The sequence below is a fragment of the Streptomyces durocortorensis genome (assembly GCF_031760065.1).
In the GTDB taxonomy this organism is placed as follows: domain Bacteria; phylum Actinomycetota; class Actinomycetes; order Streptomycetales; family Streptomycetaceae; genus Streptomyces.
The window spans coordinates 5,332,919-5,354,002 of the sequence record NZ_CP134500.1 but is presented as its reverse complement, the minus strand read 5'-3'; the positions used below and the strand labels follow the sequence as shown (position 1 = coordinate 5,354,002).

At 70.5% G+C, this 21,084-nt stretch carries 17 protein-coding genes and 1 tRNA gene; 1 reads left to right on the top strand and 17 read right to left on the bottom strand.

The window, feature by feature from the left end:
- Positions 1-60 precede the first annotated feature (60 nt).
- From RI138_RS23815 to RI138_RS23740, 16 genes are all read right to left on the bottom strand, one after another.
- Positions 61-1,452 (bottom strand): MraY family glycosyltransferase, encoded by a 1,392-nt coding sequence (locus RI138_RS23815; RefSeq protein ID WP_311121546.1) that lies wholly within the window; start codon positions 1,450-1,452, stop codon positions 61-63.
- Positions 1,453-1,536: 84 nt separating this feature from the next.
- The gene (locus RI138_RS23810) at positions 1,537-2,817 is read right to left on the bottom strand and encodes a serine hydroxymethyltransferase (RefSeq protein WP_311121545.1); all 1,281 of its coding nucleotides are present in this window, start codon (positions 2,815-2,817) and stop codon (positions 1,537-1,539) included.
- A gap of 160 nt (positions 2,818-2,977) precedes the next feature.
- A complete protein-coding gene (locus RI138_RS23805) occupies positions 2,978-3,619 on the bottom strand; it encodes an arsenate reductase/protein-tyrosine-phosphatase family protein (RefSeq protein WP_311121544.1) in 642 nt (213 codons plus the stop codon).
- Positions 3,616-4,263 (bottom strand): L-threonylcarbamoyladenylate synthase, encoded by a 648-nt coding sequence (locus tag RI138_RS23800; protein ID WP_096626841.1) that lies wholly within the window; start codon positions 4,261-4,263, stop codon positions 3,616-3,618. Before RI138_RS23800 ends, RI138_RS23805 begins: the two co-directional genes overlap by 4 nt.
- 52 nt (positions 4,264-4,315) lie before the next feature.
- The gene (prmC, locus tag RI138_RS23795) at positions 4,316-5,161 is read right to left on the bottom strand and encodes a peptide chain release factor N(5)-glutamine methyltransferase (RefSeq protein WP_096626842.1); all 846 of its coding nucleotides are present in this window, start codon (positions 5,159-5,161) and stop codon (positions 4,316-4,318) included.
- 54 nt (positions 5,162-5,215) lie between these two features.
- Positions 5,216-6,292 (bottom strand): peptide chain release factor 1, encoded by a 1,077-nt coding sequence (prfA, locus tag RI138_RS23790; protein ID WP_096626843.1) that lies wholly within the window; start codon positions 6,290-6,292, stop codon positions 5,216-5,218.
- A gap of 102 nt (positions 6,293-6,394) precedes the next feature.
- Positions 6,395-6,619 carry a 50S ribosomal protein L31 gene (rpmE, locus tag RI138_RS23785; protein WP_019764351.1) on the bottom strand — a complete coding sequence of 75 codons (225 nt, stop codon included), beginning with the start codon at positions 6,617-6,619 and terminating at the stop codon, positions 6,395-6,397.
- Between the two features lie 167 nt (positions 6,620-6,786).
- Positions 6,787-7,890 (bottom strand): LCP family protein, encoded by a 1,104-nt coding sequence (locus RI138_RS23780; protein WP_311121543.1) that lies wholly within the window; start codon positions 7,888-7,890, stop codon positions 6,787-6,789.
- Between the two features lie 190 nt (positions 7,891-8,080).
- Positions 8,081-9,757 carry a trypsin-like serine protease gene (locus RI138_RS23775; protein ID WP_311121542.1) on the bottom strand — a complete coding sequence of 559 codons (1,677 nt, stop codon included), beginning with the start codon at positions 9,755-9,757 and terminating at the stop codon, positions 8,081-8,083.
- 198 nt (positions 9,758-9,955) lie between these two features.
- Positions 9,956-11,989: a transcription termination factor Rho gene (gene rho / locus RI138_RS23770; protein ID WP_311121541.1), complete on the bottom strand. Its 2,034-nt coding sequence runs from the start codon at positions 11,987-11,989 to the stop codon at positions 9,956-9,958.
- 390 nt (positions 11,990-12,379) lie between these two features.
- Entirely contained in the window at positions 12,380-13,297 is a 918-nt protein-coding gene (gene thrB / locus RI138_RS23765) for a homoserine kinase (RefSeq protein ID WP_096626847.1), read from the bottom strand.
- Positions 13,298-13,699: 402 nt separating this feature from the next.
- Positions 13,700-14,770, bottom strand: a complete 1,071-nt coding sequence (gene thrC, locus RI138_RS23760) for a threonine synthase (protein WP_311121540.1) — start codon at positions 14,768-14,770, stop codon at positions 13,700-13,702.
- 6 nt (positions 14,771-14,776) lie between these two features.
- Complete coding sequence (locus RI138_RS23755) at positions 14,777-16,066, bottom strand: homoserine dehydrogenase (RefSeq protein ID WP_096626909.1); 1,290 nt, start codon at positions 16,064-16,066, stop codon at positions 14,777-14,779.
- Between the two features lie 99 nt (positions 16,067-16,165).
- On the bottom strand, positions 16,166-17,557 hold the full coding sequence (gene lysA, locus RI138_RS23750; protein ID WP_311121539.1) for a diaminopimelate decarboxylase: 1,392 nt from the start codon (positions 17,555-17,557) through the stop codon (positions 16,166-16,168).
- Between the two features lie 33 nt (positions 17,558-17,590).
- The gene (nrtL, locus tag RI138_RS23745; protein ID WP_311121538.1) at positions 17,591-18,688 is read right to left on the bottom strand and encodes an ArgS-related anticodon-binding protein NrtL; all 1,098 of its coding nucleotides are present in this window, start codon (positions 18,686-18,688) and stop codon (positions 17,591-17,593) included.
- A gap of 164 nt (positions 18,689-18,852) precedes the next feature.
- Entirely contained in the window at positions 18,853-19,266 is a 414-nt protein-coding gene (locus tag RI138_RS23740; protein ID WP_096626851.1) for a response regulator, read from the bottom strand.
- Positions 19,267-19,451: 185 nt separating this feature from the next.
- Here RI138_RS23740 and RI138_RS23735 point away from each other — a divergent pair.
- Positions 19,452-19,523, top strand: a tRNA-Arg gene (locus tag RI138_RS23735).
- Positions 19,524-19,860: 337 nt separating this feature from the next.
- On the opposite strand, the gene RI138_RS23730 is transcribed toward RI138_RS23735, so the two are convergent.
- Positions 19,861-21,084, bottom strand: coding sequence for a hypothetical protein (locus RI138_RS23730; RefSeq protein ID WP_311121537.1), 1,224 nt, complete (start codon positions 21,082-21,084; stop codon positions 19,861-19,863).

Genomic DNA, 21,084 nt, shown 5'->3' with positions numbered 1-21,084 from the left:
GCGCGTGTGTGCACGACAAGGCGGTGCAATGTCTGGTAATGCACCACGGCATCCGAATCGTCAGCGTGAGGAGTCGATGGAGCGGCGTTCGGGGAAGCGCGAACGAGCGCCGATCGCGGTCGCCCCGTTGACGCCGGACACCCCGACCGCCACAGGGGCCCGTTCGGCGTCCTCCTCGCCCATCCGAGCGCCCTGCACGCCCTGTTGGGCCCCGGAGGCCACGGGCGCCGGGTTCTCCTCGTACGAGGGGGAGGAAGCCCGCACCGCCCCACCGCGGCGGTAGCGCGGCGGCACGAAGCGGTTGGCCCAGTGCGGGGCGCGCGGGGTGAAGCGCGGCATCAGCAGCAGGACGAGGCCCACCACGCTCGCCGCGATGATGATGAAGACGATCCACGTCGAGGCCGAGTGCACCGAGTAGGCGACGGCGCCGAAGGCGATGATGGCCGACCAGAAATACATGATCAGCACGGCCCGGCTGTGCGAATGGCCGATCTCCAGCAGCCGGTGGTGCAGGTGGCCCCGGTCGGCGGCGAACGGCGACTGGCCGTTCCAGGTGCGTCGGACGATGGCGAGGATCAGGTCGGCGGCGGGGATCGCGATGATCGTCAGCGGCAGCACCAGCGGGATGAAGACCGGGAACATCGCGTGGGTGGCCCCGCGCTCGCTGCCCTCGAAGAAGATCTTCATGTTGTCCGGGTCGACCTGGCCGGTGATCGAGATCGCGCCCGCCGCCAGCACCAGGCCGATCAGCATCGAGCCGGAGTCGCCCATGAAGATCCGCGCCGGGTGCATGTTGTGCGGCAGGAAACCGAGGCACATGCCCATCAGGATCGCCGCGAACAGCGTCGCGGGGGCCGCCGCCTCGATCCCGTACCCCATCCAGAGGCGGTAGGCGTACAGGAAGAACGCCGCCGAGGCGATGCACACCATGCCCGCCGCGAGCCCGTCCAGGCCGTCGACGAAGTTGACCGCGTTGATCGTGATGACGACCAGCGCCACCGTGAGCAGCGTGCCCTGCCACTGGGTGAGGGCGACCGTGCCGACGCCGGGGATGGGCAGCCACAGGATCGTGAGCCCCTGGATGACCATGACGGCGGCGGCGATCATCTGGCCGCCGAGCTTGATCAGGGCGTCGATCTCGAACTTGTCGTCGAGAACGCCGATCAGCCAGATCAGGGCGGCGCCGGAGAGCAACGCCCTCGGCTCGTTGGAGAGTTCGAAGACGTCCTTCAGGTTGTGCAGGTGGTCGGCGACGATCAGCCCCGCACACAGTCCGCCGAACATGGCGATGCCACCGAGCCGCGGAGTCGGCTCCCGGTGGACGTCGCGGGCGCGGATCGCGGGCATCGCCCCGACCGCGATGGCGAACTTACGCACCGGTCCGGTCAGCAGATAAGTCACTGCGGCCGTGACACAGAGCGTCAGCAGGTAATCACGCACGGGCTGCCCCACAGGTTTCGCCGGCCATCTAAGCCCCACACCCTAGTCTCTGAAACAAGGACTCCACGGTACGGGTGATGGTTGCACAGCCCTCGTCTACCCCGGGTACGGAGGATTCCGCATCGCCAGCTCACGGACCTCCGCCGCGACCGGGCCCACCTCGCCCGTCTCCCGTACGGCCGCCCCGAACAGGGCCGCGATCCGGGCCATGTCCCCCTCGTCCATCCCCTGCGTGGTGACGGCGGCGGTGCCCAGGCGGATACCCCGGGCGTCCCCGTACGGCAGCGCGCAGGTGTCCAGGACCATACCGGCGGCGGCCAGCCGTTCGCGGGCGGTGCGGCCGTCGACGCCGAGCGGCGCCGGGTCCGCGACGACGATGTGGGTGTCGGTGCCGCCCGTGGTGACCTCGAAGCCCTCCGCCTCCAGACCGGCGGCGAGCACCCGGGCATGGGCGACGACCTGGTGCGCGTAGAGCGTGTACGCCGGTGTCTCCGCCTCCCCGAACGCGACCGCCTTGGCCGCGACCGTATGCATCTGCGCGCCGCCCTGGGTGAAGGGGAACACCGCCCGGTCGATCCGCTCGGACAGCTCCGCGCCGCACAGGATCATCCCGCCGCGCGGCCCGCGCAGCACCTTGTGCGTGGTGGCGCAGACCACGTCGGCGTACGGGACCGGGTTGGGCGCGGCTCCCCCGGCGATCAGTCCCATCGGGTGCGCGGCGTCGACGATCAGATACGCGCCGACCTCGTCGGCGATCTCGCGGAACAGCTCGTAGTCGGGGTGCCGGGGGTAGGAGATCGAGCCGCAGACGATGGCCTTGGGGCGGCGGGCGCGGGCCAGCGCGCGGAGCCGGGTGTAGTCGATGAGCCCGGTGCCGGGGTCCACCCCGTAGCCGACGAAGTCGAACCAGCGGCCGGAGAAGTTGCCGGGCGCCCCGTGGGTGAGGTGTCCCCCGTACGGGAGTCCCATCGCGAGCACCATGTCGCCGGGGCGCAGCAGCGCGGCGTAGGCGGCGAGGACGGCGGAGGAGCCGGAGTGCGGCTGGACGTTGGCGTGCTCGGCGCCGAAGAGGGCGGTGGCCCGGCGCACCGCGATGCGTTCGGCGGCATCCGCGTGCTCGCAGCCGCCGTGGTGGCGGGCGCCCGGGTAGCCCTCGGCGTACTTGTTGGCGAGCGGGGAGCCGAGGGCGGCGAGGACCGCGGGCGACTGGAAGTTCTCGGCGGCGATCAGCTGGAGGGTGGCGGCCTGGCGGCCGGTCTCCGCGAGCAGGATTCCGGCGATCTCCGGGTCCTCGCGGAGCAGGGCGCCGAAGTCCTGGGGCAGGGCGTCGGGCGCGGACGACACGGCTGCGGGTGCGGCGGGCGAGGTGACCGGCATGGGACGGCTCCGGGCCTGGAGGAGGGTGCGCCGGCGAGGGTGTGCCGGTGTCAGCTCCAATGTAGGCCGGGGCGGGGTGCTGTGCCCGCTGTCACGGCCTCTCCTACGCCGGTCGGCGCACCGGGCCCGTCCGGCACGGCAGGAGGCGCGCGTACGTCCGTCAGCTGGGTGCGCGGACGCCGGTGAGGGCGGTGACGACCGGGTCGAGGGCCTGGTTGATCTCGTCGCCGATGGAGCGGAAGAAGGTGATGGGCGCGCCGTAGGGGTCGTAGACCTCGTCCGCCTCGGCGGTCGGGGCCAGCAGCCAGCCGCGCAGCGCGGCGGCGGCGCGGACCAGGGCGCGGGCGCGCTCGACGACGCCCTCGTCGCGCGGGTCGGGCAGGGTGGCGGGGTCTATCGCCCGCACCAGCCGGGTGAACTCCTTGAGCGTGAAGGTCCGCAGGCCCGCGGAGTGGCCCATGGAGATGACCTGGGCGCGGTGGTCGCGGGTGGCGGTGAGGACCAGGTCGGCGCGGATGACGTGCTCGTCGAGCAGCTCGCGGCCGACGAAACCGCTGGCGTCCGCGCCGAAGTCGGCGAGGACCACTTCGGCGTTGGCCTCCATGGGGGCGCCCTCATGGCCCCAGGTGCCCGCGCTCTCCACGATGAGGCCGCCGCTGAGCGGGTCGCCGAGGCGGTCCGTCAGGGCATGGCGGGTCAGCCGCTCGGTGATGGGCGAGCGGCAGACGTTGCCGGTGCTGACGTGGAGGATGCGGAAGGTGTCGGTCCGCCCTGCTATGCCACGCCCCTCGGGGGCGGTCAATTGGCCACCTCAAGGTCGGGTACCACCTTGCGCAGCTCCTCCGCGGAGACCGCGCCGGCCCGCAGCAGGACCGCGGTGGCACCGGTGACGTCGACGATCGAGGACGGCACGATGCCGGGCGTCGGGCCGCCGTCGAGGTAGACGGAGACGGAGTCGCCGAGCATGCCCTGGGCGGCGTCGCAGTCCTCCGGGGCGGGGTGTCCGGTGAGGTTGGCGCTGGAGACAGCCATCGGACCGACCTCGGTCAGCAGCTCGATGGCGACCGGGTGCAGCGGCATCCGGATGGCGACGGTGCCCCGGGTGTCGCCGAGGTCCCACTGGAGCGAGGGCTGGTGCTTGGCGACGAGGGTGAGCGCGCCGGGCCAGAAGGCGTCGACGAGCTCCCAGGCCTGCTCGGAGAAGTCGGTGACCAGGCCGTGCAGGGTGTTCGGGGAGCCGATGAGAACGGGGGTGGGCATGTTGCGGCCCCGCCCCTTGGCGTCCAGCAGGTCGTTGACGGCCTCGGAGCTGAAGGCGTCGGCGCCGATGCCGTACACGGTGTCGGTGGGCAGCACGACGAGTTCGCCGCGGCGGACGGCGGAGGCGGCCTCGCGCAGACCCGTGATCCGGTCGGTGGCGTCGTTGCAGTCGTATCGCCGTGCCATCAGCCGGCCTCCTCAAACGTGTACGGGTACGGGTGGTGGTGCCGGGGGCGGGTCACGGCATGGCCTTGCGGGCGGTGGCGAACCGGGGGCGCTTGTTCAGGTCGGGGTGGTCGGCGGCATCCGCCCAGCCCCGCTCCTCGGTGAAGATCCACGGCACCTGGCCGCCCTGGGTGTCGGCGTGCTCGATGACGACGAGGCCGCCGGGGCGCAGCAGGCGGTGGGCGGTGCGCTCGATGCCGCGGATGGTGTCGAGGCCGTCCTCGCCGGAGAAGAGGGCCATCTCCGGGTCGTGGTCGCGGGCCTCGGGGGCGACGTACTCCCATTCGGTGAGCGGGATGTACGGCGGGTTGGAGATCACCAGGTCGACCTGGCCGTCGAGCTCGGGAAGGGCGCTCAGGGCGTCTCCGCGGTGGACGGTGACCCTGGACCCCTCGGCGTTCTTCCGGGTCCACTTGAGCGCGTCCTCGGACAGCTCCACGGCGTGTACGCGAGAGCGCGGGACCTCCTGGGCCATGGCGAGCGCGATGGCGCCCGAGCCGGTGCACAGGTCGACGACGACGGGCTCGACGACGTCCATGGCCCGTACGGCGTCTATGGCCCAGCCGACGACGGACTCGGTCTCCGGCCGGGGCACGAACACCCCGGGCCCGACCTGGAGCTCCAGATAGCGGAAGAAGGCCCGCCCGGTGATGTGCTGGAGGGGCTCGCGGGCCTCGCGGCGGGCGATCGTCTCCCAGTAGCGGGCGTCGAAGTCGCTGTCGGGCACCTGGTGCAGCTCGCCCCGCTTCACCCCGTGGACGAAGGCCGCGAGTTCCTCGGCGTCGAATCGCGGTGAGGGGACACCGGCGTCGGCCAGCCGCTGGGTGGCCTGGGCCACCTCGGCGAGCAGCAGGTTCATCGCGGTTCTCCGTACGGGTTACGGGTGTGCGGGGCGGACGGTGCGTTCAGACGCTCACGCGTTGGCGAGCTTGGCGGCGGAGTCGGCGTCGACGCAGGCCTGGATCACTGCGTCCAGGTCGCCGTCGAGCACCTGGTCCAAGTTGTACGCCTTGAAGCCGACGCGGTGGTCCGAGATGCGGTTTTCCGGGAAGTTGTACGTCCGGATCTTCTCGGAGCGGTCGACCGTACGCACCTGGCTGCGGCGTACGTCGGAGGCTTCCTGCTCAGCGGCCTCCTGGGCGGCGGCCAGCAGCCGGGAGCGCAGGATGCGCATGGCCTGCTCCTTGTTCTGGAGCTGGCTCTTCTCGTTCTGGCAGGAGGCGACGACGCCGGTCGGCAGGTGCGTGATGCGGACGGCGGAGTCGGTCGTGTTGACGGACTGCCCGCCGGGCCCGGAGGAGCGGTAGACGTCGATCCGCAGGTCGTTGGCGTGGATCTCGACGTCGACCTCTTCGGCCTCGGGGGTGACGAGCACGCCCGCGGCGGAGGTGTGGATACGGCCCTGGGACTCGGTGGAGGGCACGCGCTGCACCCGGTGCACGCCGCCCTCGTACTTCATCCGGGCCCAGACGCCCTGGCCGGGCTCGGTGGCGCCGTTGCCGCCCTTGGTCTTGACGGCGACCTGGACGTCCTTGTAGCCGCCGAGCTCGGACTCGGTGGAGTCGATGATCTCGGTCTTCCAGCCGACGCGCTCGGCGTAGCGCAGATACATGCGCAGCAGGTCACCGGCGAACAGGGCGGACTCGTCGCCGCCCGCGCCCGCCTTGATCTCCAGGAGCACGTCCTTGTCGTCGCTGGGGTCGCGCGGGACGAGGAGGAGGCGGAGCTTCTCGGTGAGCTCTTCGCGCTGCTTCTCCAGGTCCTTGACCTCGGCGGCGAAGTCGGGGTCGTCCGCGACGAACTCGCGGGCGGTCTCGATGTCGTCGCCGGTCTGCTTCCAGCTCCGGTACGTGGCGACGATCGGGGTCAGCTCCGCGTAGCGCTTGTTCAGCTTGCGCGCGTTGGCCTGGTCGGCGTGGACCGACGGGTCTGCGAGCTTCTTCTCAAGATCGGTGTGTTCACCGATCAGTTCCTCGACCGCCTCGAACATGCGGGGGCTCCTGGTTGATGACGTCTACGGGCCTGCTGACCGGAAAAACGCCGGTCCCGACGCCCCCGGTGAGAGGGCGCCGAGAACCGGCGCAGTGGCTCGCTACTTGCTGGCGGAGCCGGCAGCCTTGCCGAAGCGGGCCTCGAAGCGGGCCACGCGGCCGCCGGTGTCGAGGATCTTCTGCTTGCCCGTGTAGAACGGGTGGCACTCGGAGCAGACGTCGGCACGGATGGTGCCGCCGTCGATGGTGCTCCGGGTGGTGAACGACGCACCGCAGGTGCAGCTGACCTGCGTCTCGACGTACTCGGGGTGAATGTCGCGCTTCAAGGTGTCTCCTAGTTTCGGGAGGGCGCCGGGTCGACCGCGCTGATTGCGCGTCCGTGAACCGGGGCCGACGTACCAGTCTGCCAGGACTGGCCGTATCTCCCAAAACCGAGGGCGGGCCGCAGGTATTCCCCCCGCACCGCGGCGTACGCTGCGTGACCGCTCCGCCGCTATTCGACGACCTTCCCGGCCTCGCCCTTGTCCCCGGCGGACTCCTCGGTGGCGGATGCCGGTATCGGCCGGTCGTTCCTGAGGGCCGTCCAGACCTGCTTCCCGGCCTTCTCCTGGGGAAGGACGCGGTTCGGGTCGACGGGGTCGTACTCCACCGGCAGGGTCACCATGTGCACGTTCTCCGCGCCGAGCCCCTTGAGTCCGTTGGCGAAGGAGCTGAGCTTCTTGACCGATCCGAGGCCGGAGTCCGTGGTGACGGCCTTGGTGGCGGCGTCGGCGAGGCCGAACAGCTTCTGCGGGCTGGAGAGCACCCCGACGCTCTTCGCCTGTTCCATGAGCGCCTTGATGAACGCCTGCTGGAGCTGGATGCGCCCGAGGTCACTGCCGTCGCCGACGCTCTTGCGGGTCCGGACGAGTCCGAGTGACTCCTCACCGTCCAGGGTGTGGGTGCCCGGCTCCAGGTCCAGATGGCTCTTGGAGTCGTTGATCGCGGTCTTCGTGGTGATCTCTACGCCGCCGAGCTCGTCGATGAGCTTCTTGAAGCCGGTGAAATCGACCTCGACGTAGTGGTCCATGCGGATGCCGGACATCGACTCGACGGTCTTCACCGCGCAGGCGGGCCCGCCGACCTCGTAGGCGGTGTTGAACATCGCCCGGTGCTGGGCCGGGACCGGGTCGCCCGTCGTGTCGCTCGTACAGGCGGGGCGTTCGATGAGGGTGTCGCGCGGTATCGAGACGACGCTCGCGGACTTGTGGCCCTTGTCGACGTGCACGACCATCGCCGTGTCCGAGCGGGCCCCGCCCTCGTCGGCGCCGTACTCCCCGTTGTCACCGGAGCGCGAGTCGGAGCCCAGCACCAGGATGTCCTGCGAACCGTCGTCCACGTCGTCGGGACGGTCGGCGCCGAGCTTCGCATCGATGTCGATGCTGGAGAGGTTGCCGTTGAGCGTCATGTACGCGTACCCGAGCCCGGCCCCGCCGACGACCACGAACCCCGCCACCGACCAGGCCGCGACGGCCTTCGCACGGCGCCGGCGCGAGGGCTTCCTCCGACGGCTGCCGGTGCCGCGTATGCGCCCCGCGCTCCTGCTCTGCTCGCTCACACGTCTCCCTCGGTCCTGCGCCCGTCGCTCTTCGCTCCCGGGGCGTGATGGTTCCGGGAGGGTTTGTCATCTCTTGGTCAGACGGCGAAGCGGCAAGAAGGGTTGCACACAGGGCTGTGGCCCCCGTCGGAGGACGGGGGCCACAGCCCTGTGTGGTGCGCGAGCGGACATCCGCCGCTCACCTGGGGTTTCAGCCGACGGTGTAGTAGTCGTTCCAGCCACTGCCGAGCTTGATCTGTGTGGCGAAGATCTCCGAGTTGGCCTTCCCGGTGCCCTTGAGGAGATACAGGCCGCCGGAGTTGGAGCGGGCCACGAGATCGGCCTTGGCGTCCCCGTTCACATCGCCCGGGGTGACGAGGAGGTTGTACGCCGCCCAGTTGCTGCGGACCTTGACCGGTTCCTCGAAGGGGGCGGTGGACTTGCCGGTGCCCTTGACCAGGTAGAGGTCGTTCGTGCCGCCGCGACGGACCAACAGGTCGTTCTTGCCGTCATAGGTGAGGTCGCCGTGTCCCCGCACCTGGTTGTAGACCTGGTAACCCGTCGCCGACTTGACCGGGGTGTTGAACCTGCCGTTGCCGTAGCTCGGGTACGTGATGAGGTCGCCCGTGGCGGTGACGGCCAGAATGTCGCCCTTGCCGTCGTTGTTCACATCGCCGGGAGCGACGATCGCCCGGACCGTCTTCCAGTTGCTGAAGATCTTCGTCTTGGCGTAGGTCGAGCTGCTCACCGAACGGTGCAGCCAGTAGACGTCCCCGGTCGATCCTTCCCTGGCGATCAGATCCTGGTAGCCGTCCCGGTCGAGGTCCGTCTGGATGAGCAGGTTGTACGCGTTGTAGGAGCCGGCGAGCACCTTGCGGGCGGCGAGCTTCTCGCCCGACGAGGGGAAGGTGTACGCCGCCGCACCGGTGGAACGGGCGAACACATCGGCCCGGTGGTCACGGCTGAAGCTCGTGTCGTCGATGCGGGGCTGGATCGACCGGTAGTACGTCGACACCTTCGTGTAGGCGTCATACGTGCCACGGAGGTTGCACGCCTCGGCGCTGTTGGCGGGACCCCAGGAGGTGATGCCGATGATGCGCCCGGTGACGAACATCGGGCCGCCGGAGTCTCCGGGGCAGGTCGCCCTCCCGGTGGCGTCGTTGCCGGTGCCGCCGACGCCCGCGCAGATCATGTGGCCCGGCTTGTAGGAACCTGGGACGCCGATGGCGCCGTCGAGGTTCTCGGAGCACTCTGCGTCCGACCGCAGCGGCTGCTCCAGCCGCAGCAGGGTGTCCGACAGGGGGGCGGAATCCCAGTCCGAACCGGTCATGCCCCAGCCGTACGTGGTGGCCTTCGTTCCCGCGACGTAACGCGCGGTGTCGCCGTACGACGCGGGCTGCGCCGGCTTGTAGCTCAAGGGCCGGGAAAGCGTCAGAAGCGCGATGTCGTTGTCTATCTCGGCCGCGTTGTACGAACCCGCGAAGTAGGAGCGGGATATCCCTACGGCCGTCCCTTCGTCCTTGGGGCCGCCCGCCAGTTTGGCGGTCCCCGCGAGCACCAGCCCACGGCCGACCATATCGAGGGCCTTACCATTCTCGTCGGTAACGCAATGGGCCGCCGTCATCACCTTGTTGGGGGCAACGAGAGTGCCGCCGCAGGAGAAGTAGAAGAGCCCGTCGTTGTCGTCCTCGAAGAGCAGCTGCACCATCCAGGGCGCGTTCTTGAAGGCAGTGTCGGTCCCGCCGATGATCTTCGGCGAGAGCTTCTGCGGGCTCACCACCTCGACGCCCTTCGGCGGCAGGAAGCGTTCGCCGCCTTCCGCTGCCTGGGCCCCGGCCGTCAGGCCTCCGCCCAACAGTGCCAGCGTCGCGGCGCCGGCGGCCGCCAAGCGGCCGATGATTCGTACTGATCCGGCATGGCGCGATATGCGCACGCAAGTCTCCCATTTATCCAGGGGCATCAAGTGGTGGTGCCGTAAGTGGGGGGAGAGTGACGGCGAATTGATGTTACATGCAGAAATCCGCCCCGTCACCGGAGTAACGGGGCGGATTCAAGCGGCGGTTGGAAAACTGCCGAGGGGGCTGCGTCAGTCGTTGCCGTTGCCGCTGCCCGGCGTCGTCTTCTGGATCTGGAGCAGGAACTCCGCGTTGGACTGGGTCTTCTTCATCCGGTCCAGGAGGAGCTCGATGGCCTGCTGCTGGTCGAGTGCGTGCAGCACCCGGCGCAGCTTCCAGACGACCGCCAGCTCGTCGGTGCCGAGCAGGATCTCTTCCTTACGGGTGGAGGACGCGTCGACGTCCACCGCCGGGAAGATGCGCTTGTCCGAGAGCTTCCGGTCGAGCTTGAGCTCCATGTTGCCGGTGCCCTTGAACTCCTCGAAGATCACCTCGTCCATGCGCGAGCCGGTCTCGACGAGCGCGGTGGCCAGGATGGTCAGCGAGCCGCCGTCCTCGATGTTGCGCGCGGCACCGAAGAAGCGCTTCGGGGGGTAGAGCGCGGTCGAGTCGACACCACCGGAGAGGATGCGGCCGGAGGCCGGTGCCGCGAGGTTGTACGCGCGGCCCAGGCGGGTGATCGAGTCGAGCAGGACGACCACGTCGTGACCCAGCTCCACGAGACGCTTGGCGCGCTCGATGGCCAGCTCGGCGACGGTGGTGTGGTCCTCGGCGGGGCGGTCGAAGGTGGAGGAGATGACCTCGCCCTTCACCGACCGCTGCATGTCGGTGACCTCTTCCGGACGCTCGTCCACCAGGACGACCATCAGGTGGCACTCGGGGCTGTTGACCGTGATCGCGTTGGCGATGGCCTGGAGGATCATGGTCTTGCCGGTCTTCGGCGGGGCCACGATCAGCCCGCGCTGGCCCTTGCCGATCGGGGCCACCAGGTCGATGATCCGCGTCGTCAGGATGTTGGAGTCGGTCTCCAGACGGAGCCGGTCCTGCGGGTAGAGCGGGGTCAGCTTCTGGAACTCGGGGCGGCCGCGGCCGGACTCCGGCGCCATGCCGTTGACCGAGTCGAGGCGGACCAGCGCATTGAACTTCTCGCGCCGCTCGCCGTCCTTGGGCTGGCGCACCGCGCCGGTGACGTGGTCGCCCTTGCGCAGGCCGTTCTTGCGGACCTGGGCGAGCGAGACGTACACGTCGTTCGGGCCCGGCAGGTAGCCGGAGGTCCGGATGAACGCGTAGTTGTCGAGGATGTCCAGGATGCCCGCGACGGGGATCAGGACGTCGTCGTCGGCCACCTGCACATCGCCGGCGAAGTCGTCGCGGCCACGGCGGCCACGGCGGTCGCGGTAGCGGCCACGGCGGCCGCGGCGGCCGCCCGCCTCGTCGTCGAAGTCGTCCTGCGGACCGTTGTCGCGGTTCTGCTGGCCCTGACCCTGGCCCTGGCGCTGCGGGCGCTGCCCGCCGCCGCCCTGCTGGCCCTGGTCGTCGCCCTTGCCGCGGCGGTCGCGCTGGCGCTCACGGCGCTCACCGCGGTCGCCACGCTCACCGCGGTCGCCACGGTCACGGCGGTCACCGCGACGGCCCTCGGCCGTGTCGGTGGCGGCCTCGGCCTTGGCGTCGCCCTTGGGCTCGCCCCGGTCCTCGGCCTTCTGCTCGGCCGCGGGCTCCGCCTTGACCTTGACCTCGGTCTTCGCCTCGGTCTTGGTGTCGGGGCTGCCCGCCTGCGCGGTGGCACGGCGGCGACGGCGCTCGCCCGCGGGCTGGTCGTCGCTGGCCGGCTGACCGGGGATCTCGATCTGCTGCTGGGCCGTGGCCTTCTCGGCAGCGGCGGTCTCGTCGCCGGTGCGCGCCTTGGAGGTCGCGCGGCGCTTCGGCTTGCTCTCCGCCTCGGCGGGGGTCTCTGCGGCCTTGGGGGAGGTCTTGGGGGCGGCGGATCCGCCACCCGCCTGAGCCTCCTTGATGACCTCGATCAGCTGGCTCTTGCGCATCCGCGCAGTACCCCTGATGCCGAGGCCGGACGCGACCTGCTGCAGCTCGGCCAGGACCATGCCCTCAAGGCCGGTGCCGGAGCGGCGGCGCCGTGCGGTGGTGCCAGTGGCAGCACCTTCGGCGGGCGCGGCGCTGTCGACGTTCTTGTCGGCAGTCACGCCCATCAGATCGGTGGTGTCGCTCACGAAGGGTCCTTCCCTGGAGCGGACGTCGGCCTTCTGGCTCGGCGACCGGTTGTGCTGTCCGACTGCGGTCTGTTGATCTTGCTGGATCGCGGACCTTGCCGGGGCGGTGGTCCGCCGGGTACGGCGGAGAGACGAAACGTGCGGGGTCCGGCGCGAGATCCCCCTGCTCGGCCCACTCCTGGACGAGCGAGGGGTGTCGTGCCGGTTCCGGAGCGTGCTCGAAACTGCTCAGGCAGGCTGCTCAGGCAGTTGGGGAGGCTCCCGGAAGAATGGTGGTCCCGGAGGGGGACACGAAGCAACGCGCCTCAAAGACGTCGGTTGCAGACTTGAGGTTAACACTACCGGCTCCAACAAACATTCCCCCTCTCGCTCACCGGTAATCACATGCGGTTACGCGGCCAGCGGCAGCACACTGGCGCCCGGCCCGTCGAGGGCCAGCCGGTTCGCCGCCCAGCCCTCCCCCGCCAGTCGGGCGACCTTGTCGGCCGAACCCTCCTCCGTCAGCGCGAGGACCGTGGGCCCCGCACCGGAGATGACCGCGGGCACACCGTCGGCGCGCAGACGGTTGACCAGTTCCACGCTCTCCGGCATGGCGGGGCCCCGGTACTCCTGGTGGATCCGGTCCTCGGTGGCGGCGAGCAGCAGCTCGGGGCGACGGGTCAGGGCTTCGACGAGAAGGGCCGCCCGGCCGGCGTTCAGCGCCGCGTCGACGTGCGGGACGGTGCGCGGAAGCAGGCCGCGCGCCGTCTCTGTGAGCACCGGTCGTCCGGGCACGAAAACCACCGGAACGACGGAATCGGCAGGGTCCATCCTGATCGCCCGGGCCGCCCCGCCCTCCATCCAGGCGAGCGTGAACCCGCCGAGCAGACAGGCCGCGACATTGTCGGGGTGCCCCTCGATCTCGGTCGCCAGCTCCAGCAGGGCCGCGTCGTCGAGCCGGGCGTCGCCGCCTGTCGTCACGGCGCGGGCGGCGACGATTCCGGCGCAGATGGCGGCGGAGGAGGAGCCGAGGCCACGGCCGTGCGGGATGCGGTTGGCGCAGACGATCTCCAGGCCGCGGGGCTGCCCGCCGAGCAGGTCGAACGCGGTGCGCAGGGAGCGCACGAGCAGGTGGCTCTCGTCTCGGGGCAGCGTCTCGCTGCCCTCACCTGCGATGTCGATGTGCAGCCCGGAGTCGGCGACCCGGACGACGACATCGTCGTACAGCCCCAGCGACAGGCCGAGGGCATCGAAGCCCGGGCCCAGGTTGGCGCTGGTTGCGGGGACGCGCACCCTGACGGCGGCGGCTCGGAACGCGGGACCGGCCATCGGTCGGACGACTCCTTGTAAGGCAGCGGGGATGCAGTGCGGTGGCTCTGCGGCGGGGGTCTGCGGGATGGGGCGGTACGGAGTTGCACCGGGCGGTACGTGGGGGTTCCGGTGGTCCGCCCCGTGCTCGCCGTCACGGCTGCCGCACCACAGCGAACCGTCGGGCGGATGTCGGGCGGATGGGGTACAGCTTATCGAAGGAAGGTTCTGTGGCGACATAGGGCGCACAGGAGGCGCACGATGCGTGTCGCCCGCCTCCTATGCGCTCTCGGCCCCGAAAAGAGGGCGGTTGAGCTGGGTTGTCGCGGTTGACCGGGTCGGGTGACGCGACTGCCCGGGCCGATCCGGACGACCTGCCGCCCGGGCCGGCCCGGGCAGTCCGTCCTGACCGGCCCGGACCGGTCAGACGAGCCCGAGCTTCTGTGCGGCGGTGGCCGCGTCGACCGGGACCGTGACCGGCTGCGGGGCACCCGCGACGGCCCAGTCGGGGTCCTTGAGGCCGTTGCCGGTGACCGTGCAGACGATGCGCTGGCCGGGGTCGACCTTGCCCTCCTCGGCGGCCTTGAGCAGACCGGCGACGGACGCGGCCGAGGCGGGCTCCACGAAGACGCCCTCCTGGGAGGCCAACAGCCGGTACGCGGACAGGATCTGCCGGTCCGTCACCTCGTCGATGAAACCGCCCGACTCGTCGCGTGCGGCCAGGGCGTAGTCCCAGGAGGCCGGGTTGCCGATGCGGATCGCGGTGGCGATGGTGGAGGGGTCCTTGACGACCTCGCCGCGCACGATGGGCGCGGAGCCGGAGGCCTGGAAGCCCCACATGCGCGGGGTGTGCGTGGAGACGCCGTCACCGGCGTACTCGCGGTACCCCTTCCAGTACGCGGTGATGTTGCCCGCGTTGCCGACCGGCAGGACGTGGATGTCGGGGGCGTCGCCGAGCGCGTCGACGATCTCGAACGCGGCGGTCTTCTGGCCCTCGATACGGACCGGGTTGACCGAATTGACCAGCGCCACCGGGTAGTTGTCCGAGAGCGAGCGGGCCAGGGTGAGGCAGTCGTCGAAGTTGCCGTCGACCTGGAGGATCTTGGCGCCGTGCACGAGCGCCTGGCCCATCTTGCCGAGCGCGATCTTGCCCTGCGGTACGAGGACGGCGCAGACCATGCCCGCACGCACGGCGTACGCCGCGGCGGAGGCCGAGGTGTTGCCGGTGGAGGCGCAGATGACGGCCTTCGCCCCCTCCTCCTTGGCCCGGGTGATGGCCATGGTCATGCCGCGGTCCTTGAACGAACCGGTGGGGTTGGCGCCCTCGACCTTGAGGTGCACGTCGCAGCCCGTGCGCTCGGAGAGGACCTGCGCCGGAACGAGCGGCGTACCGCCCTCACGAAGCGTGACGACCGGCGTCGTGCTCGTGACCGGAAGGCGGTCCCGGTACTCCTCGATGATGCCGCGCCACTGGTGGGTGCCCTTGCTGGTCATGGGTCCTTACTCCCCTTCAACACGCATGATGCTGGCGACACCGCGCACGGTGTCGAGCTTGCGCAGCGCTTCGACGGTCCCGGAGAGGGCGGCGTCGGGCGCGCGGTGGGTGACGACGACGAGGGACGCCTCGCCGTCCTTTCCCTGCTGGCGGACGGTATCGATGGATACGCCCTGCTCGGCGAAGACCGTTGCCACCTGGGCGAGGACGCCCGGCTTGTCGGCCACGTCGAGGCTGATGTGGTAGCGCGTGACGACCTCGCCCATGGGGCTGACCGGCAGGCGCGTGTAGGCGGACTCACCGGGGCCGGTGGCCTCGCCCAGTTTGTTGCGGCAGACCGCGACGAGGTCGCCGAGGACCGCGGAAGCGGTCGGGGAGCCGCCGGCGCCGGGTCCGTAGAACATGAGCTGACCAGCTGCGTCCGCCTCGATGAACACCGCGTTGTAGGCCTCGCGGACCGAGGCCAGCGGGTGGCTCAGCGGGATCATCGCGGGGTGCACGCGGGCGGTGACGGAGGCCCCGTCGGCGGCGCGCTCGCAGATGGCGAGCAGCTTGACGGTGCAGCCCATGCGGCGCGCGGAGGCGATGTCGGCGGCGGTGACCTCGGTGATGCCCTCGCGGTGCACGTCGCCGATCTTCACCCGGGTGTGGAAGGCGATCCCGGCGAGGATCGCGGCCTTCGCGGCGGCGTCGAAGCCCTCGACGTCGGCGGTCGGGTCGGCCTCGGCGTACCCGAGGGCGGTGGCCTCGTCGAGCGCCTCGGAGTAGCCGGCGCCGCTGGTGTCCATCCTGTCGAGGATGAAGTTGGTGGTGCCGTTGACGATGCCGAGCACCCGGTTGACCTTGTCCCCGGCGAGCGACTCGCGCAGCGGCCGCACCAGCGGGATCGCCCCGGCGACGGCGGCCTCGTAGTACAGATCGCGGCCGTACTTCTCGGCGGCGGCGTGCAGGGAGGCGCCGTCCTCGGCGAGCAGTGCCTTGTTGGCGGAGACGACGCTCGCGCCGTTCTCGAAGGCGGTGGTGATGAGCGCGCGGGCCGGCTCGATGCCCCCGATGACCTCGATGACGACGTCGATGTCGCCGCGCCGCACGAGCGCGGTCGCGTCGGTGGTGACCAGTGCGGGGTCGATGCCCTCCCGCACCTTGGAGGGCCGGCGGACGGCGACGCCGGCGAGCTCGACGGGCGCACCGATGCGCGCCGCGAGGTCGTCGGCGTGCGTCGTCATGATGCGCGCCACCTCTGAGCCGACCACTCCACAGCCCAGCAGCGCCACCTTCAGCGGACGCGTACGCATCATCCGACCTCGTTTCTCATCCATGCTCATGTGGGGACCAGTCTCACTCACCGGACGGGCGATTCTGTCACCCGTCCGGATCCTGAGATGACTATTTCATCAGCCGACATCGAGACGCAGAAGATCTTCCTCCGTCTCGCGCCGGACGATCACGCGCGCCTCGCCGTCCCGGACGGCGACGACCGGGGGGCGCAGGGCGTGGTTGTAGTTGCTCGCCATGGAACGGCAGTACGCCCCGGTGGCCGGCACGGCGATCAGGTCGCCGGGGGCCAGGTCGGCGGGGAGGAACGCGTCCTTGACCACGATGTCACCGCTCTCGCAGTGCTTGCCGACGACCCGGACGAGCATCGGCTCGGCGTCCGAGGTGCGCGAGACGAGCGCGACGCTGTATTCGGCGTCGTACAGCGCGGTGCGGATGTTGTCCGACATGCCGCCGTCGACGCTGACGTACGTCCGCAGCCCCTCCAGGGGCTTGATCGTGCCGACCTCGTACAGCGTGAACGCGGTGGGTCCGACGATGGCGCGGCCCGGCTCGACGGAGATGCGGGGGGTACGCAGATTCGCGGCCTCGCACTCGCGGGTGACGATGTCGCTGAGCGCCTTGGCGATCTCGTGCGGCTCACGGGGGTCGTCCTCGGAGGTGTACGCGATACCGAGGCCGCCGCCGAGGTCGATCTCGGGCAGCTCGACGCCGTGCTCGTCGCGGACCTCGGCGAGCAGCTGCACCACGCGCCGGGCGGAGACCTCGAAGCCCGCCATGTCGAAGATCTGCGAGCCGATGTGCGAGTGGATGCCGATGAGTTCGAGCCCGTCGAGGGCGAGCGCGCGGCGCACCGCCTCGGCGGCCTGCCCGTCGGCGAGCGCGATCCCGAACTTCTGGTCCTCGTGCGCGGTGGCGATGAACTCGTGGGTGTGTGCCTCGACGCCGACGGTGACACGGATCTGCACCCGCTGGCGGACACCGTGCCGCTGGGCGATGTGGGCGACGCGGACGATCTCCTGGAAGGAGTCGAGCACGATCCGCCCGACGCCCGCCTCGACGGCCCGCTCGATCTCGGCGACGGTCTTGTTGTTGCCGTGGAAGGCGATGCGCTCGGCGGGCATGCCCGCGTCGAGGGCGGTGGTCAGCTCACCGCCGGAGCAGACGTCGAGGTTGAGTCCTTCTTCGGTGAGCCAGCGGACGATCGCGCGGGAGAGGAAGGCCTTCCCCGCGTAGAAGACGTCGGCGTCCGGCCCGAAGGCGTCGGCCCAGGCCCGGCAGCGGGCCCGGAAGTCGCTCTCGTCCAGGAAGTACGCGGGGGTGCCGAACTCCTCCGCGAGCCGGGCGACGGCGATCCCGCCGACGGTGAGGGCGCCGTCCGCGTCCCGGGTGACCGTACGGGACCAGACCTTCTCGTCCAGGATGTTGAGATCGGCGGCGGGCGCGGAGTAGTGCCCCTCGGTCAGCACGTCGGCGTGACGGGGTCCTGCGGGGTGTGCGGAGCGGCTCATCGTGTTCGTTCTCTCGGGTCTCTTCTGATCTCGTCAGAGATGTTCGGGCGCACGGATGCCGAGCAGGGACAGGCCGCCTGCCAGCACCGTCCCGGCGGCTTCGGCGAGAGCCAGCCGGGCGCGGTGGGCGGCCGAGGGTTTCTCGTCACCGGCGGGCAGGGGCGGGCAGGAGTCGTGGAAGTCGAAGAACGCGTGCGCGACGGCTTCCAGCTGCCGTGCGGCCCGGTCGGGCGCGCGGTGACGGGCTGCTGCGAGCAGGACGCCGGGATGGTCGGCGATGAGGTCGAGGAGGGGGCGGGCGGCGCTGTCGTACGGGGCGGGTTCCGTGTGCCCGGCGCGCTCGGCGTACGGGGTGGGCTCGGCGGTGAAGCCGAGGAGGGCGGCCCCGCGGGTGAGCGCACGGACTCTGGCGTGGGCGTAACGCACCCGGAAGAGGGAATTGGCCTCGCCCTGGACGAGCAGTTCGGGGCCGAGGGCGGCGCGGTCGTGCCCGGCGGGCCGCAGGAGCCCCCAGCGGGCCGCGTCGGGCCCGAGCCGCCGCAGCAGCTCCGCAGCGGTGGCCCCGGCGGGGACGGGCCGGATCCCGGTGAGCGGTACGGGGGGCGTCCCGTGCGCGTCGACAGTGACGCCGAGGCGGGCCCAGTCCGGGTCGGGCGCCTCCTCGCAGCTGATCCGGACCCGGGCGCCCTGGGAGATGACGAGCCGGCGCACGGCATGGGCGGTGACCGCGGCGCGCACCTCGCGCGCGTGATGGAACTGGAGGATCTCGTCGCGGAGCGCGTCCCCGTGTCCGTACGCGAGGCCCTGCTCCCGTACGGCGTCGAGGAGGGCGCGGTGGTGCTCGGCCGTGGCGTCGAGGGTGAAGCTCAGGAACCCGGGACCGGTGATCTCGACCCGCTCGATGCCGGGCTCGGCGGCGACCCGTTCCCGCAGGATGCGGGCGACCTCCAGGGCGGGCAGCGCGGCGGGCCCGGCCAGCTGGAGCGCGACGGCGCAGGCGTAGTCCCCACTGCCGCCGGGCCGTGTCCTCTCCACCCGCACGCGCGCGGGCACGGGCGCGCGCAACGCATCCTCGTCGACCGCGCGGCGCACGGCGTGCAGCACGGTCCGGGAGAGGTCGGCGGGGGTCACGGGACAAGCCTAGGTGAGACAGGGGGGCACTACGCGACCGGTTTCGCCATATGGTCAGCCGGACCCGGTCTCGCCGTACGGCCGGCCCGATCCGGATTTCGCCGAGGGACCGGCCGGACCCCGGTTGCGTCGAGCGGCCGACCCGATCCGGATGCGCCACAGGCTCAGCCCGCGGTGCTCCCCGCCCGCCCGGCGCCGCGCCGCCCGTCCACCGGGGGCCGGTCCTCGCCGGTCACCAGCCGGTGCATGATCCGCACCAGCTCGCTCGGCTCGAACGGCTTCGCCAGGAACGCGTCGACCCCGGCCGCCACGCCCGCATCGACCTCGAACGGCGTGCAGGCGCTGATGACGGCGATGGGAAGACGGCGGGTCCGGGGATCGGAGCGAAGGCGGGTCGCGGTCTCCAGGCCGTCCAGCCGGGGCATCACGACGTCGAGGGTGACGGCGTCGGGGCGGACCCGGTCGACCAGGTCCAGGCACTCGACACCGTCGGCCGCGGTCACGACCTCGAAACCCTCAAGTTCGAGATTGACCCTGATCAGCTGCCGGATGACCTTGTTGTCGTCGACAACAAGCACGCGGCCGTACGCCCCTGACACCCTTCGAGAGTAGGGCGGCCGGAGCGGCCGCGTCCGGCTTTTGTCCACTTCCGCCCCGGACGAGTGGCCGCCGCCTCGGCCGACCGGCGCGACGGAATACCCGTTCACGGACACCCCGTCGGAGCTGGTAGTGTTTCACCCGTCGCAGAGCACGACAGCGACATGCCCCCGTAGCTCAGGGGATAGAGCATCGGCCTCCGGAGCCGGGTGCGCAGGTTCGAATCCTGCCGGGGGCACTCCGGATCAAGGCGCTGACCAGCAGAAATGCAGGTCAGCGCCTTTTTGTTCATGCCAAAACAGCACCGGTCTCGTACTCCGTGTGCGATTGGCTTCCCTGGCCCTCTGACCTGGGACTTTATGCCGCCGTTCGGAGAGATGGACGGCATCTCGGTGGCGCTGCCCCTGCGGCGGGGCCCTTGGTGGGACACGCGTGGGACGAACGGGGGCATCGGACTTGGCACACGGGGTGATCACCGCCGTGAACTGCACTTTCGTACAGCTCGTGAAGTGTGGGCACCCGGCGTCGGGCACCGCGTGCCTTCCCTCCTAGCGTCAATGGCAAGAGGGACGGAATCACCGGACACGAGCGTCGTGTCGATCCGGTTCCCATGCAGCCAAGAGCGTGGAAGCAGGCGCTGCCCAGTCCTCGGTATCACCCAGCAAGTCGACGGTCCTCAAGGAGGGTGCTGCAGTAAGGAGTTGGTGGCCGATGCCCTGTGGCACCCAGAGGGCCACGACAGCTCTGTGCCAGTCCGCGGTGACTTGGTAGACCGCAATGACCGCCAGTTGCCACGAGGTCAGTGCCTGATAGCCGCTTCCGTCGCGCCGGGCCAGGGGCCGTGGAGGAACCCGCACGCCGATCAGGCACCACGGTCGCCCTGCCGTTTGCTCGGCCGCTGCCAGGCGAGCTGCTGCGGCCCACGTATCTGTCAGCCGCTGCAGCGACTGCTTGGCCTCGTCGACCCCGTTCCGACGACGTCCCAGCGCCTCGTACAACACCTCTTCGGCCGATAGGGCTGCCGCGGAGAGTGGTCTGGCGTCCGTTGTTGCACTGGCGCACCATGCCCTCCACACCGCGCTCATTACAGATGAAGCTTGATCGCCGAAGATCCCAAAACCTCCGTCGGGGGGAAGAGCGGGTGCAGGTAGGCCGTCGACGGCTGCGGCATCGGCCAGCGCCTTCGGGACGTAGAAGCGAGTCGCCGTCAGCCGTAGTTTTTCCGCGGCGGCGGCGCGTACGTCCACGTGCGCCGCTGCCCACTGGCGTAGCCAAGGGCATGCGTCCAAGCTCGCTGCTGCCGTAGCCAGCCGGTCCTGTGCGTCCTGCCAGCGGGCCAGCCATTCGTCGCGGCAACGCCAGGCTTCCTCGTAACGCCTCCAGGCGTCGCCGCATTCTTCCTCCTGGGGGTACTCACCCAGGGACAGGACATGCACCGCTTCGGCGATCTCGGTCTCCTCCAGGGTCGGCTCCACCTCCTCTTCGTCGATCCTGAGTCGCGACAGAGCATCCAGGGCATCGAGGAAAGCGGGCCAGTGACCGTCCCCGGGCACCTCCCAGCGGCAGCGCCCATTCGAGCAGAGCCTTGCGAGTGAGTCGGAGGTCAGGGCGAAGCGCACTGGGTGGACCGTTGGTGCCTTTGCCAGGCGGGAGCAGTCCGCGACCGCATGAAGGCGGCCGTTACCTGAGGATGGGGAGAAGCCCGAGAGCGGGGTGCCTTCCAGGGGGCCGAGCGGCGTTCCGGCTTCGACTCTGTTCCCCAGCGCGATGATCAGCGTTCCGGGTTTCGACGTGGTCAT